The sequence below is a fragment of the Rhizobium sp. R634 genome, assembly GCF_002211305.1.
GTDB lineage: Bacteria > Pseudomonadota > Alphaproteobacteria > Rhizobiales > Rhizobiaceae > Rhizobium.
In genome coordinates, this window is record NZ_LOKW01000005.1 from 214699 (window position 1) to 230307 (window position 15609).

General features: G+C 60.3%; 12 protein-coding genes and 1 tRNA gene. 5 read left to right on the plus strand and 8 right to left on the minus strand.

Annotated features, from left to right (window positions below):
- Positions 1 to 19 precede the first annotated feature (19 nt).
- Positions 20 to 1000 (minus strand): NAD(P)-dependent oxidoreductase, encoded by a 981-nt coding sequence (locus ATY77_RS09290; protein WP_088687078.1) that lies wholly within the window; start codon positions 998 to 1000, stop codon positions 20 to 22.
- A 322-nt stretch (positions 1001 to 1322) separates the two neighbouring features.
- Between ATY77_RS09290 and ATY77_RS09295 the strand changes: the two genes are divergently transcribed.
- The 3 genes from ATY77_RS09295 to ATY77_RS09305 all read left to right on the plus strand — a co-directional run bounded on the left by ATY77_RS09295 (position 1323) and on the right by ATY77_RS09305 (position 5524).
- On the plus strand, positions 1323 to 2000 hold the full coding sequence (locus ATY77_RS09295) for an ATP-binding cassette domain-containing protein (protein ID WP_245314313.1): 678 nt from the start codon (positions 1323 to 1325) through the stop codon (positions 1998 to 2000).
- Between the two features lie 34 nt (positions 2001 to 2034).
- Positions 2035 to 3033: an ABC transporter permease gene (locus tag ATY77_RS09300; RefSeq protein WP_088687079.1), complete on the plus strand. Its 999-nt coding sequence runs from the start codon at positions 2035 to 2037 to the stop codon at positions 3031 to 3033.
- 175 nt (positions 3034 to 3208) lie between these two features.
- Entirely contained in the window at positions 3209 to 5524 is a 2316-nt protein-coding gene (locus tag ATY77_RS09305) for a tetratricopeptide repeat protein (RefSeq protein ID WP_088687080.1), read from the plus strand.
- Positions 5525 to 5758: 234 nt separating this feature from the next.
- Here ATY77_RS09305 and ATY77_RS33135 read toward each other — a convergent pair whose 3' ends face one another.
- The 3 genes from ATY77_RS33135 to ATY77_RS09320 all read right to left on the minus strand — a co-directional run bounded on the left by ATY77_RS33135 (position 5759) and on the right by ATY77_RS09320 (position 6778).
- Positions 5759 to 6067 (minus strand): type II toxin-antitoxin system RelE/ParE family toxin, encoded by a 309-nt coding sequence (locus ATY77_RS33135; RefSeq protein WP_245314314.1) that lies wholly within the window; start codon positions 6065 to 6067, stop codon positions 5759 to 5761.
- On the minus strand, positions 6064 to 6342 hold the full coding sequence (locus tag ATY77_RS09315) for a hypothetical protein (RefSeq protein WP_088687082.1): 279 nt from the start codon (positions 6340 to 6342) through the stop codon (positions 6064 to 6066). Before ATY77_RS09315 ends, ATY77_RS33135 begins: the two co-directional genes overlap by 4 nt.
- Positions 6343 to 6451: 109 nt before the next feature.
- Positions 6452 to 6778: a GYD domain-containing protein gene (locus tag ATY77_RS09320; RefSeq protein ID WP_190233564.1), complete on the minus strand. Its 327-nt coding sequence runs from the start codon at positions 6776 to 6778 to the stop codon at positions 6452 to 6454.
- Positions 6779 to 7013: 235 nt separating this feature from the next.
- Here ATY77_RS09320 and ATY77_RS09325 point away from each other — a divergent pair, with 235 nt between their 5' ends.
- The gene (locus tag ATY77_RS09325; RefSeq protein ID WP_088687083.1) at positions 7014 to 8624 is read left to right on the plus strand and encodes a winged helix-turn-helix domain-containing protein; all 1611 of its coding nucleotides are present in this window, start codon (positions 7014 to 7016) and stop codon (positions 8622 to 8624) included.
- A 608-nt stretch (positions 8625 to 9232) separates the two neighbouring features.
- Here the strand turns inward: ATY77_RS09325 and ATY77_RS09335 are convergent.
- Positions 9233 to 10609, minus strand: a complete 1377-nt coding sequence (locus tag ATY77_RS09335) for a DUF882 domain-containing protein (protein ID WP_088687085.1) — start codon at positions 10607 to 10609, stop codon at positions 9233 to 9235.
- Positions 10610 to 10693: 84 nt separating this feature from the next.
- Positions 10694 to 12397: a winged helix-turn-helix domain-containing protein gene (locus ATY77_RS09340; RefSeq protein WP_088687086.1), complete on the minus strand. Its 1704-nt coding sequence runs from the start codon at positions 12395 to 12397 to the stop codon at positions 10694 to 10696.
- Positions 12398 to 12616: 219 nt separating this feature from the next.
- On the opposite strand from ATY77_RS09340, the gene ATY77_RS09345 reads away from it, so the two are divergent.
- Positions 12617 to 13234 carry a hypothetical protein gene (locus ATY77_RS09345; protein WP_088687087.1) on the plus strand — a complete coding sequence of 206 codons (618 nt, stop codon included), beginning with the start codon at positions 12617 to 12619 and terminating at the stop codon, positions 13232 to 13234.
- Positions 13235 to 13263: 29 nt separating this feature from the next.
- On the opposite strand, the gene ATY77_RS09350 is transcribed toward ATY77_RS09345, so the two are convergent.
- Positions 13264 to 15246, minus strand: coding sequence for an acyltransferase family protein (locus tag ATY77_RS09350; protein ID WP_088687088.1), 1983 nt, complete (start codon positions 15244 to 15246; stop codon positions 13264 to 13266).
- Positions 15247 to 15479: 233 nt separating this feature from the next.
- Positions 15480 to 15556 (minus strand) — tRNA-Arg (locus ATY77_RS09355).
- Positions 15557 to 15609: the final 53 nt, after the last annotated feature.

The following is a 15609-nucleotide window of genomic DNA, read 5'->3' on the forward strand; positions in this document are numbered from 1 at the left end:
GCACGATTGCCCGCCGTAATCAACCGGGATACCAGACGATGCGAGGCTCCTCCCCTGAACGCCGGTATTCCCAGGCTGAATCGATAAGCTTTTCGAGATCGTAGACAGGGCGCCAGTCCAGCAGGTATTTCGCCTTGCTGTTGTCCATCCAGTTCGAGTGGAACCCGCTTGCGATGTCGACAGAGCCGAGCCCGCGGGTGCGGGCGAGATAGGCGGCGACCTCACCGTAATCGACCGGCCGGTCCATCGCGATATTGAAGAGTTCGCCTCGCGCGCGCGGATTGTCGATCGCCGCCAGGATCGCCGAGACGAGATCGTCGACATGCACGAAATTTCGCTTCAGCGGCCGCCCGTCGGCATCGCGCAGCAGCGGCACCGTGCCGTCGCGCGCATAACGCTCGGCATCGGCCGGCGGGACGAGCGTCTTCCAGTCCGGCCCGCCGAAGACGTCGTCGCCGAACGAGAGCGTGAATTTGAAATCGTCCTTCTCCATGATCCAGGGCGCACGCAGACAGCAGGTGTTGATGCCGTACTGAATGGCGAACTGCTCGAGCATCACCTCTTCGAGAACCTTGGAGAGCGCATAGCAGCCGGGATAGGCGCGGTGCGGCGTCTTTTCTGTCACCGGCCCGTCATGGCGATAGAAGAAATGGCCGATGCCGGCGTCGCCGCCGATGAGAATGAACTGTTTTGCCGTGGGGCTGGTGCGGAAGGCTTCGAGCAGCCAGAACAGCCCCTTGACCGTGACGTCCATGACGTCGGCGGGCGTTTCCTTGCAGGTGGCGAGATGCAGGACATGGGTGACGCCGTCCATCGCCGCTGCCACGGCATCGCCGTCGGCGATCGAACCCCTGACCACCTCGATGCGGTCGGTTTCTTCGAGCGCGCGATTGTGACAAAGCGCGCGAATGCGTGCATTGGAAAATCTCGGCTCGTCAAGCAGCCCAGTTATGAAGCGCCGCCCGACCTTGCCCGTAGCCCCGGTGACAAGGATCAGCATACCTCTCTCCCAGTAACAGCTAATATCCGCCCGTTTCCGGCGTCAATCTGTATTTATCGTACAAAATAGATTTTTGTGATGAGGAGCCGTTTTAGCGGACATTTGATTGACGATTCCTAGTGCTTTTTGCATTAATGAACATAATCGCTTTTCCGGGAGGAGATCGGCCGAGCGAGATCGCAGGCGTCTAACTGGCGGCCGGATATCGGCAGCCGGCGGCGAAGGCAGGCTTGCAGGTTCCGGGGAGGGTAGTCGGCTGGTCGCAGTTCTCGAACTCACCAATATCTCGAAACATTTCGGCGCCATCCAGGCGGTGAATGACGTGTCGTTCTCGCTCGAAGCCGGCCAGGTCGTCGGCCTCATGGGCGATAACGGCGCGGGCAAAAGCACGCTGGTCAAGATGATTGCCGGCAACTTCCGGCCGAGCGAGGGCACGATGCGCCTCGATGGCCGGGAAATCGTCATGCACCGCCCTGTCGAGGCCCGTCAGCACGGCATCGAGATCGTCCATCAGGATCTGGCGCTCTGCAACAACCTGACGGCGGCCGCCAACGTCTTCCTTGGGCGCGAGCTGAGGCGCGGCATCGGCCCCCTGAAAATCCTGGACTACAAGACGATGTACCGGCGCGCCGGTGAGATTTTCAAGGAACTGAAATCGGAAACGCGCCCGCGCGACCTCGTCAAGCAGATGTCGGGCGGTCAGCGCCAGGCGGTGGCGATCGCTCGCACCATGCTGTCGGAAGCCAAGATCGTGCTCATGGACGAGCCGACGGCGGCCATTTCGGTCCGCCAGGTGGCGGAGGTGCTCAACCTGATCCGCGAGCTGCGCGACCGAGGCATCGCGGTCGTCCTGATCAGCCACCGCATGCCCGACGTTTTCACCGTCGCCGACCGGGTGATCGTCATGCGCCGCGGCAGGAAGGTGGCCGACAAATCAATTGCGGCGAGTTCGCCGGAGGAAGTCACGGGTCTTATCACAGGCGCCATCGAACAGGTTTGATCGGTTCGGCGCTATCGGGAGAAAAGAAGTCGAGATGGCCACCACCCTTGAGCAGACCATTGCGCAGAGAGAGCGAAGCCGGCTTTCGGAATTCGTCGGCAGCCAGACCTTCTGGGTGCTGATCGCCGTCGTCCTCGCCTGCATCTTCCTGTCCTTCGCCACGGATTCCTTCGCCACGGCGAAGAACCTCTACAACATCACCCGCAACGTCACCTTCGTCGCCATCATCGCGCTCGGCATGACGCTCGTCATCATCACCGGCGGCATCGATCTCTCGGTCGGCTCGGTGCTCTGCCTCTGCAGCATGGTGCTGGCGGTCACCATGAACGCCGGCTACAGCATCGAGATCGGCATAGCGGCGGCGATCGGCACGGCGCTTGTGGTCGGCGCCTTCAACGGCGTGATGATCGCCTATCTCGACTTCCCGCCCTTCGTGGTGACGCTCGGCATGCTGTCGATTGCGCGCAGCCTGGCGATGGTCGCCTCCAACAATACGGTCGTCTTCCAGTTCGGTCCCGATCATGACCAGTTGCTGGCGCTCGGCGGCGGCGCCTGGTTTCTCGGCATCGCCAATCCTGTGCTCTACATGGTGATCCTGGCGCTGCTCACCGGCTTCGTGCTGCGCTGGACGCGCTTCGGCCGCTATGTCTTCGCGATCGGCGGCAACGAGCACGCAGCAACGCTCACCGGCGTTCCCGTGCGCAGCATCAAGGTCGCCGTCTACATGATCTCGGCGCTCTCGGCCGGCATTGCCGGCATCGTCCAGACCGGCTGGCTCGGCGCCGTCACCACCAATATCGGCGCCGGCATGGAGCTCCAGGTCATCGCCGCCGCGGTCATCGGCGGCGCCAATTTGGCCGGCGGTGTGGGCACCGCTTTTGGCGCACTGGTGGGAGCTGCGCTGATCGAGGTGATCCGCAACAGTCTCGGCCTGCTCGGCATCAATGCGTTCTGGCAGGGGACGTTTATCGGCGGGGCGATCGTGCTGGCGGTGCTGTTCGACCGAATCCGCAATTTGCGGCAGAGCGAGTGAGGCGCTTCGGCGTCGACCTCTGCATGCCTTCGCGACCGGGACCGTCCATATTTCGGAAGAGTTTATTCGTCGGCAGCAGGAAACAGGAGTAGAATAACCGCGGCCGCAGGAGTGTTCCCGTTGACCGAAGGATCCGCTAAGCGTGGCTTTCGTCACCTCGCTGGAGAGGATGACCATGGGAGACGATCATGCCGAGCGGCGGCTGGTTGCGATTCTCGCCGTCGATATTGTCGGTTATTCAAGACTTATCGAGGATAACGAGGCCGGTACGCTGGCCGCGATGAGGGCATTGCGCGCCGAAGTCTTCGATCCCCTGCTGGCGGAATATCATGGACGCACCGTCAAGCTGATGGGCGATGGCGCGATCATCGAATTCGGCTCCGTCGTCGATGCCGTCCTCTGTGCCGTTGCCCTGCAGAAGCAGGTGGCAGCGCGCCAGGTGGATATCCTGCCCCAGCACCGGCTTCTCTTCCGCATGGGCGTCAATCTCGGCGACGTCGTCGTCGAGGGCGATGATCTGCTCGGCGATGGGGTCAATGTCGCCGCGCGCCTGGAGCAGATCTGCGAGTCCGGCGGGCTTTTCGTATCCGGCACTGCTTTCGATCATCTGCAAGGCAAGGTGGAGCTGCCGCTCGAATTTATCGGCGAGCAGCATGTCAAAAACATCGCCCGCCCCGTCCGCACCTATCGCGTGCTGTTCGATGGAAACGCTCCGAGTCGGCGGTTCAACATCCGGCGGCTTCGCAGCCGGGGAGCGCTTGCGGCTCTGGCTATGGTTCTGGTGGCGGCCTTCGCTGCCATATGGCTCAGTCCGTGGACGACCAGCGCGGAAACCGCGTCGATCGCCCGCATGGCGCTGCCGCTGCCGGACAAGCCGTCGATTGCCGTCCTGCCGTTCGACAATCTCAGTTCCGATCCGGAACAGGCCTATTTCGCCGATGGCATGACGGAGGATTTGATCACCGACCTTTCGAAGCTCTCCAGCATCTTTGTGATCGCTCGAAATTCTACCTTCGCCTACAAGGGCAAGCCCACCAAAGTGCAGCAGGTCGCAGAGGAACTCGGGGTCCGTTATATCCTGGAAGGCAGCGTGCGTCGCCAGGGGGACCAGGTCCGCATCAACGCACAGCTCATCGACGCGCTCGGCGGCCATCATCTCTGGGCCGACCGTTATGACGGGGCGATGGGTGACATTTTTGCGCTTCAGGATAAGGTCATCGGCGAGATCGTGTCCGCGCTCACCGTCGAGTTCACGATTGCCGAACAAGCGCAGTCCAAGCAGGCGGAAACCAGCAGTCCGCAGGCTTATGACGCCTTGCTGCAAGGCTGGGATCACCTGCGCCGCGACAGCGAGGATGAAACCCTGAAGGCCATTCCCTATTTCGAAAAGGCAGTCGCGCTCGACCCCGATTACAGCCGTGCGCATGCCGCACTCGCTTCGGCCAATTGGCGGATTGCCGTTTCCAATTGGGAGGCCGCCAACATCGGCTTCGAGAAAGCGATGGAACGTGTGGATCGGCACCTGGCGCTGGCGCTTCGCAAGCCCAATTCGCTCGCCTATGCGATCTCCGCCGAGGTGCTGGCAAGGCAGGGCCAGTATGCCGAGGCCTTTGCCAAAATCAGCCGCGCGATGGGACTCGATCCCAACGATCCCGAAAATCATCTCAGTAAAGCACGCATTTTGAACGCGACGGGCCAGGCGCCGGAGGCCGAACGCGAGGTGCAGCAGGCGATGCGTGTCGACCCGCAATATCCTCCGAGCTATCTCAGGGTCCTGGCGATCTCACAGTTCCACCAGGAGAAATATCGGGATGCGGCGAAGACCCTCGAACGCGTGGTCGCCAGGCAATCGGACGTGAGTGAAGACTACGCCACGCTGGTCTCGAGCTTCGGTCACCTCGGGCGGACGGACGGCGTTCAGGAAAACATCGAAAAATACAACGCGCTCGCGGTTCCCGCCGGCTACTCGCCGCTGACGGTGCAGGAATCGGGATGGTACTGGTACGGCGATATTTTCAACTATGACCGGACCTATCGCGAGCGCCTGCAGCAGGGGCTGCGCAAAGCCGGCGTGCCGGAGGGGGCCGGCATAGATATTTCCTATGACGACTACGCTTCCCTGATCAGCAAGAGCAACGGCGAATACAACATCAAGGGAACCACGAAAATCGACGCCCCGACGGCCAAGCGTCTGCACGACCGCGGCGTCAAGCTCGTGGACGTGCGCACCGCTTTGAGCTTCGGTCGCGGCCACGCGCCTGGAGCCATCAACCTTTCGGTCGTCGAGGTGCTGGCAAAAGACACGCTGTCGAAAGCCGTAAGCCGCGAGGAGGAAGTGATCTTCTCCTGCCACGGCAAATATTGCGGCGATTCCGCCTACGCATCGGCCAAAGCCCTGGTCTGGGGCTTCAAGAATGTCTACCACTTTGCCGGCGGCTTCCCCGCCTGGGAGGATGCGCACTACCCGATAGAAACCGCTCCGACGGAGTAGGCGGATACCGTGCCCGAACGCATATCGTAAGATGCGCAGCGCCACCGCCAAAGTCCCCGCAAGCCTCTCCGAAGAGTACTGCCGTGTGGCGCCTGTCGCATTTCGCTCCTGACGATGCGGCATGTCACGACGTATACTGGTGGCAGAGACCGCTGCAGCGAATTAGTGCCTCCCCTTGTGGAGAGGGGTTGGGGAGGGGAAAGCGGCAGCTGCCAAGAGGCGTGGCGAGCAGCTTCACCTGCATGAAATCAGACGCGTTGTTCCCGTCCATGCCAGACGCGAACGACGACAAGCGTGTCGGCTTCCTCGTGGATACGATAGCGCAGAACGTAAGCGCTTTTGCCGAAGGGAACGAAAAGCTGGCGATAATTCCGTGCGGCCTTCCATTCCGATGCCGAAATACGGGGTTTCCAGAAGCATCTGGATGCCCTCGTCAATCGCCAGCATAGCCTTTTGCGCGGCCACGGGATTGTCTTGCCCTATCAGGAAGTCATATAGCCGCTCAATGTCGTCTTCTGCCTCGGGCAGGAAAACGAATTTCATTGCGGGTCCGTTTTGCCGGCGGCGTCGGCGGCAAGCCCGCGCAGCTTTGCCCGGATCGTCTCGAACGGAACGGACGTCCCGGTTTCAACATAACGCTGCCAGCGGCTTTCATCCTCGGCATGTTCGCTGATCGCACGTTCCGCTTCATCAGCATAGGAGCGCAATACGCTTTCGGTAAAATCAGCAAGGGACGCGCCCTGCCTCTTGGCGAGTACGCCAAGGCGGGCCTGCAGTTGCGGATCAATTTCCAGCGGCGGGGTCTTCGATGGTGCCATGAATCAACGCTATCATTTTCCCTGGTTGAATAAAGAGCGTTTTTGCCGAATGCTTTCTCGGGGCTAGGTTCGATGAGCTCTTGGCCGTTAGGATCGTACCGCGGCCCGCCTACGCCGCCGGTGGACGATACCGGATCGACTTCGCCTTTTCCAAGGCGCGGATCGTATCGTCGACGTCGAGGAGGACGGTGGTTTCCATCGAGCTGAGAGCGCCTCCTGCGCCGATCGCAAGCGCGACAGCCGCCATCGATACGTTGTCCGGCGCTTCCCACAAATTCCATCCGTCATGCTCGCCGAAGGCGTACCAGAACCCGTGGAGTTTTCCGCCTACGGATTCGATGTAGCTCCGTGCCGCCTCGCGGCGATCTTCGGGGTTTTCGATCATGCGCGCCCAGGTCTCAGGCGTGTAACTGAAGCGCGTGAGATACATGGCCATGGTTTGCCTCCTCCGCCAGAGCGATACAGTAAACGCTCAAGCCGAAGGGAATGCCAGTCATTCGATGTGCGTATCGGGCTCTCCTGCGTTCGGTCGCAAAGCCGCCCACAGGGTCTGTCAAACGACGTATATTGTTTTGCCGATATTGGCCTTATAAGCAGTTCGGGGTTGGGGTGGAGCCGAGCCGTTCAGGCGCGCAACATGCGGTGTTTGCCCATCAGGCGTTTGGGTCGAGATGATTTCATTTGCGGATACGGGCAAGGCACAGCATCTCCGCTTCGGCGATCTGGTCATCGATGAAGCCTGCATGTTTGCCCATCGCAATGGGCAGACGATCCAGTTCACCAGAAACGAGCGCGCTCTGCTGCTGGCTTTCACCGGTAATCCGCGCCGTCTCATGAGCCGCAACCGTCTGCTGGATGAGATCGCCCAGCCGGGCTCGGATGCATCCGACCGCAATATCGATTTTCTGGTCAACAGATTGCGGCTGAAGCTCGGCGACAATGCCAAGTCTCCCCTCTACATCGCGACCCAATATGGCGAGGGTTACGTCTGGATCGCCACACCATCCCGGCCTGGCCCGATCGATGCCTTCCTGATCATCGCTCCCAGCTTCGAGCTTGAGAAACATCCGCTGCGCCAGCAAAGCCTGTCGCTGGTGGACAGGCTCTGCGACAGGATCGCACCGGCGATCGGCGCCGGCCGGAAGGTCGCCATTACGGAAAGAAACCTTCTCGCCGCCTATGACAAGGCGCGCTATCTGCTGCAGGTAAGTTTTCATGGCGATAGCGGCCGGCTCAACTGTGCGGCCACGCTGCGGGAAATGCCCGCAAAGCGCATCGTCAAGGCCTTCCGCCTGCATCTCGATACCGCGGACGACCTGTCCTTCGTGAACGAGGCGGCGCGCCTCTCCGAAGGCGTTGTCGCAGCCCTGCAGCAGGCCCTGAACGACGCCTCCGACGGGCTCGGCGTACCCACGCATGAAACGCCTGAGGCTCGGTTGAAAAGCGCCTCACAGCTGCTGTCGACCTCGAACCCGAAATGGCTGGCCAGCGGCGAACGGCTTGCCAGCAGCCGCGAGCAGGATCCCTTCGATGCAGACGCCGCGATCCAATGGGGCCTGCACCTCTTCGCGCGCCTTGTCCTCACCAATCCGTTCGGGGATCGCATCAGCCTGGAAGAGCGCGATCGCACCGAGAGCGAGATCGAAGGCACCGTGCTGGAGTGCCTGCCCGAAATCGAGGACAAGCCGCTCCTGATGCTGGGGGCCGCCAAGCTTCTCTATTTCATCAATCGCGGCCATTTCGACCTTGCCGCCGAACTGGCCGAGCGGGCGCTCACCCGCACGCAGGATTCCACCGCCGGCCTGCCCATTCTCGGGCAGCTCAGCTACGCCCGCGGCCGTTTCGACGAAGCGGTCGCTTTCTTCGATCGGGGCATCAAGGCGGGCGAAGCGGGCACGGAGTTTCATCGCCATCTCAGGGTCTTGAAGTGCATTGCCCTGCTGGCTGCCGGCCACAGCCCTTCTTCGGCCGCCCTGGCCACCGATATATCGAACCTCGGTTCGGATTGCCCGCCGCAGATCGCCTTGATGATCGGCTGGATGGCGGCGCAGCCGGATCGGAAACTGCCGGACGCCTCGGAACGGGCGCTTGCCGCCCTCGGGCCGGATCACGCCGCCGCGGCGATCGAATATCTCTACTTCACCTCCGCGCGCCACGTCACCTCGCAGGAAGGGCGCGCAAACGTCATGCGCAATATGATCGCGCATGTCTCGCGCCTGTACGGCAGGCAGGCTATTCCCGATTTCGTCCTGCGCAGCATCGGTTCCGCCGCTGGCGCCTGAGCCATCGCTCATATCTGTCTTTGCCGCCCGCGCCAGCCGGCATGCCGGTTTTCTGCGCCCTCAAATATTGAGCAAACAATCCTCTGATAGCCACGACCGCCGCTGCCCCTGGCGGTCACGTTCCTTCTGGAGACGAAGGCCAGGGCAACGGCTGTTGAATGATCACGAGCGCGGCGCGTCGAGCCAAAAGCCGCGTGCAATCTTTATTGAGGGGGCCATACTCGCATGCCATTTCCAGTCAGGCGTATCCGATACAGAGTCGTTCTCTGCGCAACCCTTCTCATCGCTGCCAGCATTCTTGAGGGGTGCCAGCAGATGTCCGCGGACATTGAGCAGAGGAAGCTGGACGATAAAGCCCAAAAGGAGCTGTGGGACCAGGCACTGGTGTTCGGGCGAAGTGAATCAAACGGGAGTTCGATGAACACGCCGACACCGACGTCCACATCCAAGCCGGCGCCCGCGCCCGCTCCCACGCCGCAGCTTGACCCGAACGGCTTGCCGCTCTGAAACCGGAGTCGTTGAGCAAAACGCGAGGCGACGGTTCTTTGAACGGCTCGCCTTGCGAGGCGCTTTTGTCTCTGCTGCAGCACATACCTTGACGATCGAGGTTATCCCTCCGGGGGCGATGTAAACCGGCCGGCATCGAACGGACCGCTGGCGGCATCCGGGCCGCTGGCAGCAACCGGGATGACATCTCCAGCCGACATCGCGACATCAGCCTCACGATGAACCGTGCGGGGGGAGACGCGAGGCGCGCTCAATGCAACCGTCTCGCCGGGAGAATGCAGCGCCCATGTCATCAGCGCGGTCTCGGAAGTCGATCCGAGGAAGCTTGCTTCTTCCCAGGAAGCGGTCATGGGCAGGGAGGCGATCATACCAGCGCCCTGCCTGGAAGCCTCCGGTGCAACGATGCGGGGATGGAAGCGGGCGTGATCAGGCAATGCCGAGGGCCGTCTCTCCGGAAGTGCGGCGATCGGGCCGATCGACGCGGTCTCCAGTTCGTCGTCCGCCTCCGCCTCGTCAGCGAGGGCAGGCGGGCGCATCGCCGGTATCGGAATCGGCAAGGATGGGAGATCCGGAGCGGAGCCCTTGCCCTCCCGCCCGGCCGCGCCGGTCTGCAGCGCGAGCGCATTCAAGGCCCGGCTTTTCGGCGTCGGCAGAAGCGCCGTCACGAGCTTGCTGTCTGCGGCGCCGCCACTCGGCGATGCGGCTACGTCTTCATCCTCTCCAGCGGTGCTGGCGATCTGGATCGCGGTGGGGCTGACACGCCTCTTGTAGTTCGCGACCGCTTGATTGTATCCCGGCAGAGGCCGGCCATCGGCCGGAAGATGCATCGTCTGCCCATTCGGGAAGATTCGGGCGAGTTCCTGCCGGGACATGCGGGGCCAGGCCCTGACATTGCCGACGTCGAGATGCACGAAGGGCGATCCCGAGGTCGGATAATATCCGACCCCGCCGACCTGCATCTGCATGGCAGTGGCGCGCAGCGTCGCGAGCTTCACGCCGGGGACGTAGAAATCCATCGCCTTACCCAGCATGTGCTGGCTCTTCTTGGCGACACCGGTGCTGCGCGAACGGTTGCGGAGCATGTTGTTGGTGGCAGGGGAGCGATAGGCGGAAACGACGTGGATGTAGTCCCTGCCGCCGCTGCGCTTATACACCTCCCAGACCAGGTCGAGCAGCCGGGGATCCATCTTGGTCGGCTCGTTCCTTCGCCAGTCGCGCAGAAACCGATTGATCTGGGCAAGGCCCTTTGGATCGAACTTGCCATTCCGCTTGTAGGTAATCGTGGCCTTCTCGCCCGTATGGGTAAAGAACAGCTTGAGCGCGCGATCTTCCGCCGAGGCAAAGGATGCAGAGCCGACAAGCGCAGGCAGCGCCAACAGAGCCGGCAGAATGGTGCGCGCCGCGAAGCGCTCCACACGCGACAGGAGTGCTGCAACTCCGCCTGACAAACCTTGCACTGAATACTTCAACACGAACAAACCCGTCCTACACAAAACACTCGACGACGGGCGGAACTCCGCAGCCATCACGGTCAATAAAGCCAGTTTATGGTCAATAAATTGCTAACGAGGGACGTGAAGGCTTGGTGAGACGCATTCAGGCAGCCTGAAAGGCTTGACAAAACCGGCCAATGCCTCGGGCTTTGCACAAGGCGGAAAGCCGGCAAGTCGCATGGTTTCGATGAGCCGCCGCCTGTCGTTTTCATTCGTATCGGGAAGGCTGACAAATCCCTCTATGGTGAGATCGGGAAACCATTTCAGTGCTTGTGTGAGAGCCGCTTTCGCTTCCGCCGTACGGCCGGTGGCGGCTAGGGCAGCTGGATGATATACCCACATCCGTCGACCGTAGTTTTCCGAACCCATTTGACCCTGCATGCGAAGCGTATCTTCATAGCGTCCGGCCATGAAATAGGCAGCAGCAAAGATTCTCGTACTCCACACCGGGTAGTTCGGGTTAAGGCGGATTGCCTGGTCGACCATCTCGGCACCGCGCCGTGGCTCGCCGAAAGTGGATGCCAAGAAGGCGTAGAAGGTCAGAATTTCGAACTGGTTCGGCGCCATGCGCAGCGCCGTGTCGAATTCCGCCTTGGCGCGTGCAAGATCGTTCCTGTCACCGAAACTGAAGCCCAGCACGGCGTGAGCTTCGGCGTCCATCGGATCGAGCATGACCGCACGCTCGGCAGCCTCGGCGGCCAGTCGGAAGTTGGCCTCGAAATCGGCGCCGAAACTGGGCATAACGCTATATGCGTGATAGAGTTCAACCCAGGCGCGCGCGAGTCCCGAGTCCAGTTTCACGGCATGTTTGAGGAGCTTGATTGCCTCCTCGACATCAGCGCGATTCATCTTCGCCAGCTTCTCCGTGCCGAGCAGGTACAGCTCATAGGCGGTAAGGTCGCTTGGCGGCTTGCGGTGGGCTGCAATCCGGCCTGCCTCCTGGATCACGCCGCCTCCGCCGCCGAGCCGGTTGGACACCTGCCCGGCAATCTCCGTTTGAATCGCAAAAAGATCCCGGGCCGGCCGGTCCCAGCGCTGCGACCAAAGGTGCTTGCCCGTTTTGGCGTCGATGAGCTGTGCTGTAACCCGCACTTGATCGGCCTGACGTTGAATTGAGCCTTCGACAATAAAGCTCGCGCCAAGCGTTTTACCCACCTCATTCGGCATGGACGGTTTGTCCCGGTATTGTTCAGTCGAGTTGCGAGCGATCACCTCGAATTCAGGGAACCCCGCCAGATCGGTGATTATGTCCTCGACGAGGCCATCGGCGAGGCGTCCGGTCGCCTCGTCACCGCGATAGTTGTCGAAGGGCAGCACCGCCACGGATGGCAGGACCGCATCGGGACGCTTCTCGATTGCGGAACTTGTAAAGAGCCAGATTGCGCCTGCCGCCAGCAAGACCACCAGGCCCGGACCCGCAATCCATTTCCGCCTTGCCGGCGCCAAAGGCGGGTTCGCGGCGGTGATGATCAGCCGGTATCCGCGTTTCGGTACGGCCTTGAGAACTGCCTGTTCCTCATCGTGAAGAGCGCGGCGTACATCGCGCACGCATTGGACCAGGCTGTCATCGGTGACGAACACGCCTGGCCACACTGCCTGCATCAGCTCATCTTTGGTGACCAGCCGATCAGCGTTTTCGAGGAGATACTTCAGGAGGTTGAAGGCCTGTGGTCTGAGAGCGATCTCGCGTCCTTGCCCGTCACGCACAATCCCCCCGGCAATATCAACGATAACGCCGTTAACCGCGAACGTCCTGGCAGCCCGGGAATCCATCCTCCGCCTCCTGCCGCGGGGACATCCAAATGATCATATCAGACGCCTGCAACTACGTGAATGCCGCCGGAGCGCCTTTGTTTTTCGGCAATTTTTCACCGAAGGATCACCAGTTGTTCGGGACACCGGCGTTGCTTGCGCCCAACGTCGCACCAAGCGCGCGTCGCGACCCATCGTCCCCAAACCATATGCAAGGTTGTAATCGGTAGGAGAACCACCATGAACCTGCGAACCCTCACAGAGAGCCTGATCGCAATACTGCTCATTTCGCAGGTTGCTTTCGGACTTACGACACCCGGCCGGGCGGCCGAAAGTGCCAAATTGGTCGTCGAACCGGTGGTCGAGAAGAAGGTGAAGGAACTGCCGCCCGGACCATTGTTCTGGCGGCTGGAAAATTTCGCAACGCTGGCCCAGGCCCGAAGCGCCGCGGGACCGACGTCACTCGCGGCCGAGGTCGCAGGCAAGGTGTGGTTGTTCACGCTCGGGCCAAAGGATGGCTCTACACCAGGCGGAACCAGGGTTACCGCGATTGGTCCCATCCCACCGGTCAGCGCGAGCGAATACTTGCTGCGCATCAACCGTGCCGGAGGCGTGCCGGGCGCCAAGACTTCGATCCATTCACATCCGGGGCCGGAGGCCTTTTATGTGCTGGCCGGCAAGCTGGGCCACAGGACGCCGCACGGTGTTGCCTATGCCGAAGCCGGAATGACCATGGTTGGTCACGGCGCGGATACACCGATGGAAGTGTTTAATGCCGGAACAAGCGATCTCGATGAGTTCGCCATCTTTGTGGTGGACGCCAATCGACCATTCTCGTCGCCGGCCGACTTCGACTGAGGCCATCTGGCGGCTTGACATCTGGCCGCTCAATCTTGTGGAAAAGCGGCAAGCGTGGGACCAGCGTTCGGCTGAGAACTTGCCGTTCGTTGGGATTGCCTGGCGTGCGGCGGTACCAGGAAATCGAGGAGACCGCTGCCCTGCAAGTCGGCGGCTCTCTTTTCCAGAATGTCATCAAGCAAGGTCATGAGGAATTCTACGGTCAGATGGCCCCAGTCCGTCATGAACGGAACGCCGCCGCTGCTGGTGAGGCACTTCCGCTTGTCGTAATCGCAGTGAAGCTTGATGATATCGATGTAGTTGAATGCAAGGCCGAACGGGAAAAACGGCATCTGCTCTACAGGCTGGTCGGCGGCCGGATACGTCGCCAATCGCAAGCATGTAGACGCATCGGATTTGGTCCGAAACATGAGCCCCAGGCACGAGTGCTCTCGGTCGAGCTGGTAATAATTTCCGAAAATGAAAATTTTCGCGTCGTCCGAATGGCTTTTCATCCAGGAAAGAAGCTCGAACCTGAACGGGTTGACGGTGTACTCAAACGGCCGATGACTCGTAAGGAAAATCGCTTTCGTTCGGCTGAGCAATGACTTGTCGTTGATATATTTTTCAAAGGGAATGCAGTACTTATCGTAAATGCTGGCGCGAGAGGGCGCCTTAACACGATCGTTCTCGATCTCCACCATGCAGTTCAGGTAGCTGACTGCCACGACTTCATATCGGTCGGTATCAATATAATTTTTCAGCGCGACTGACCAGTTTCTGGCGTACGAGTCCCCGATGATGAAGATAACCGGCTTGCCGCCCTGAATGTTGTTGTTCAGACTTAGAAAACTGCTTTCGAGCCGTTCTTCGTTCGTCCGCGCGATAGGTGGAAAGACCTGATCCAGTCTGTAGGGAAAACCGGACATAGTGATCGCCGACATGACGGCGGCCATGATGGTTGCAGTTGATAAACCCAGGTAGATCCAGAAGGCGCGGTTTCTCCTGGTGTAGCGAATGGGCTTTTCGATGACGACAAAGCTGACGATCGCGATCACGGCGGTCGCTACGACGGCAAGAAACCTATCGCCATTGTCGAAATCCAGGCTTGTCAGCCGCGCGAAGGCGAAGACCGGGTAATGCCAGAGATATAAGGAGTAGGATACGATCCCGGTCAGCGCCGCGGGTCGAGAAGCCAACAGGCGCCCGACGGCATTCTTATGGCTGGCGAATGCAAGCACTAGGCAGGTCCCGACGACCGGGATCAGGGTCAACAGGCCGGGATGAACCGTGTCCTTCCTGAATAGCATAAGCGAACCGAGAACGAGGATAAGCCCGGCCGCCGCGAGCAACGGCCGAGGGCGCGCTCGTCCATGCCGCACCTGGTGGTAGGCGAGGAGCGTTCCGGCAAGGAGTTCCCAAGCCCGGGTGAGCGGCGAGTAGAAGGCCTGTTGCTGATCATACCGTACCGTCATGGCACACAAGACAAGGCTCAGGAATGCCACGAGCATCACGCATGGCAAAAACTGCGATCTCAGGTACCGGCGCGTGATCAGCAATAAGAGCGGAAACGCAATATAAAATTGCTCTTCGACGCTCAACGACCAAGTGTGAAGAAAAGGCTTTAGAAGGGTATCCGGCTCCCCGTACAGAGCCGCAGTGAAATAAAAATAGATATTCGACCCAAACAGGAGCGACGAGCCTATGGAATTCGCGTAATCCAGGAGTTCCGATGGCAATAAAAAGTAATAGGCGAAGGGCATCGTCGCGAAAATGACTGCGAACAACGCAGGCAGAATTCTTCTTGCGCGCCGGGTGTAGAATTTCAGGAAATCGATACGTCCCGTCGCTTCGATTTCCGTCAGCAAGATCTGGGAAATCAGGAAGCCGCTGATCACGAAAAATACATCGACGCCGATGTATCCGCCCTGAAGCAAGGTGTGGCCGGCAACCGTGAACTCGGCGTGATAAAGAATAACCGCGATCACCGATATGGCTCTCAAGCCATCGATCTCTGGTCGGTAAATCTTCAATGCCAGCGCCTGCCTTCGATATCGAGAGCGTAGGGTTTTCGCGCGCAAAATTGGCGCTTTTGGGCTGCCTACCACAGAGATCTCTGATGAGAACAGTATGGCCGGACAAAAGATTTGCGAGCGGCGCCTATTTCAAGCTTTATTTTCTGCGCTGTTGTAAATCAGCATTGGACGGAGAGCAGATAAAAGCAAACCCGTTTCGCTTTAATAACAGTTGCTTAGCAAGCTGGAAATGGCGCACCCGACAGGATTCGAACCTGTGACCTTTGGAATCGGAATCCAACACTCTATCCAGCTGAGCTACGGGTGCATGCCTGAGGCGGTTTGAATCGCCTGTCCGATGCGTGGTTCTTAGCCTAGCTT

Coding starts and splice junctions, on each gene's coding strand:
- ATY77_RS09320 (WP_190233564.1), bottom strand. CDS start 6,778: ATGGCCATGTATCTCACGCGCTTCAGTTACACGCCTGAGACCTGGGCG.
- ATY77_RS33135 (WP_245314314.1), bottom strand. CDS start 6,067: ATGAAATTCGTTTTCCTGCCCGAGGCAGAAGACGACATTGAGCGGCTA.
- ATY77_RS09290 (WP_088687078.1), bottom strand. CDS start 1,000: ATGCTGATCCTTGTCACCGGGGCTACGGGCAAGGTCGGGCGGCGCTTC.
- ATY77_RS09345 (WP_088687087.1), top strand. CDS start 12,617: ATGAACCTGCGAACCCTCACAGAGAGCCTGATCGCAATACTGCTCATT.
- ATY77_RS09340 (WP_088687086.1), bottom strand. CDS start 12,397: ATGGATTCCCGGGCTGCCAGGACGTTCGCGGTTAACGGCGTTATCGTT.
- ATY77_RS09305 (WP_088687080.1), top strand. CDS start 3,209: ATGGGAGACGATCATGCCGAGCGGCGGCTGGTTGCGATTCTCGCCGTC.
- ATY77_RS09325 (WP_088687083.1), top strand. CDS start 7,014: ATGATTTCATTTGCGGATACGGGCAAGGCACAGCATCTCCGCTTCGGC.
- ATY77_RS09300 (WP_088687079.1), top strand. CDS start 2,035: ATGGCCACCACCCTTGAGCAGACCATTGCGCAGAGAGAGCGAAGCCGG.
- ATY77_RS09315 (WP_088687082.1), bottom strand. CDS start 6,342: ATGGCACCATCGAAGACCCCGCCGCTGGAAATTGATCCGCAACTGCAG.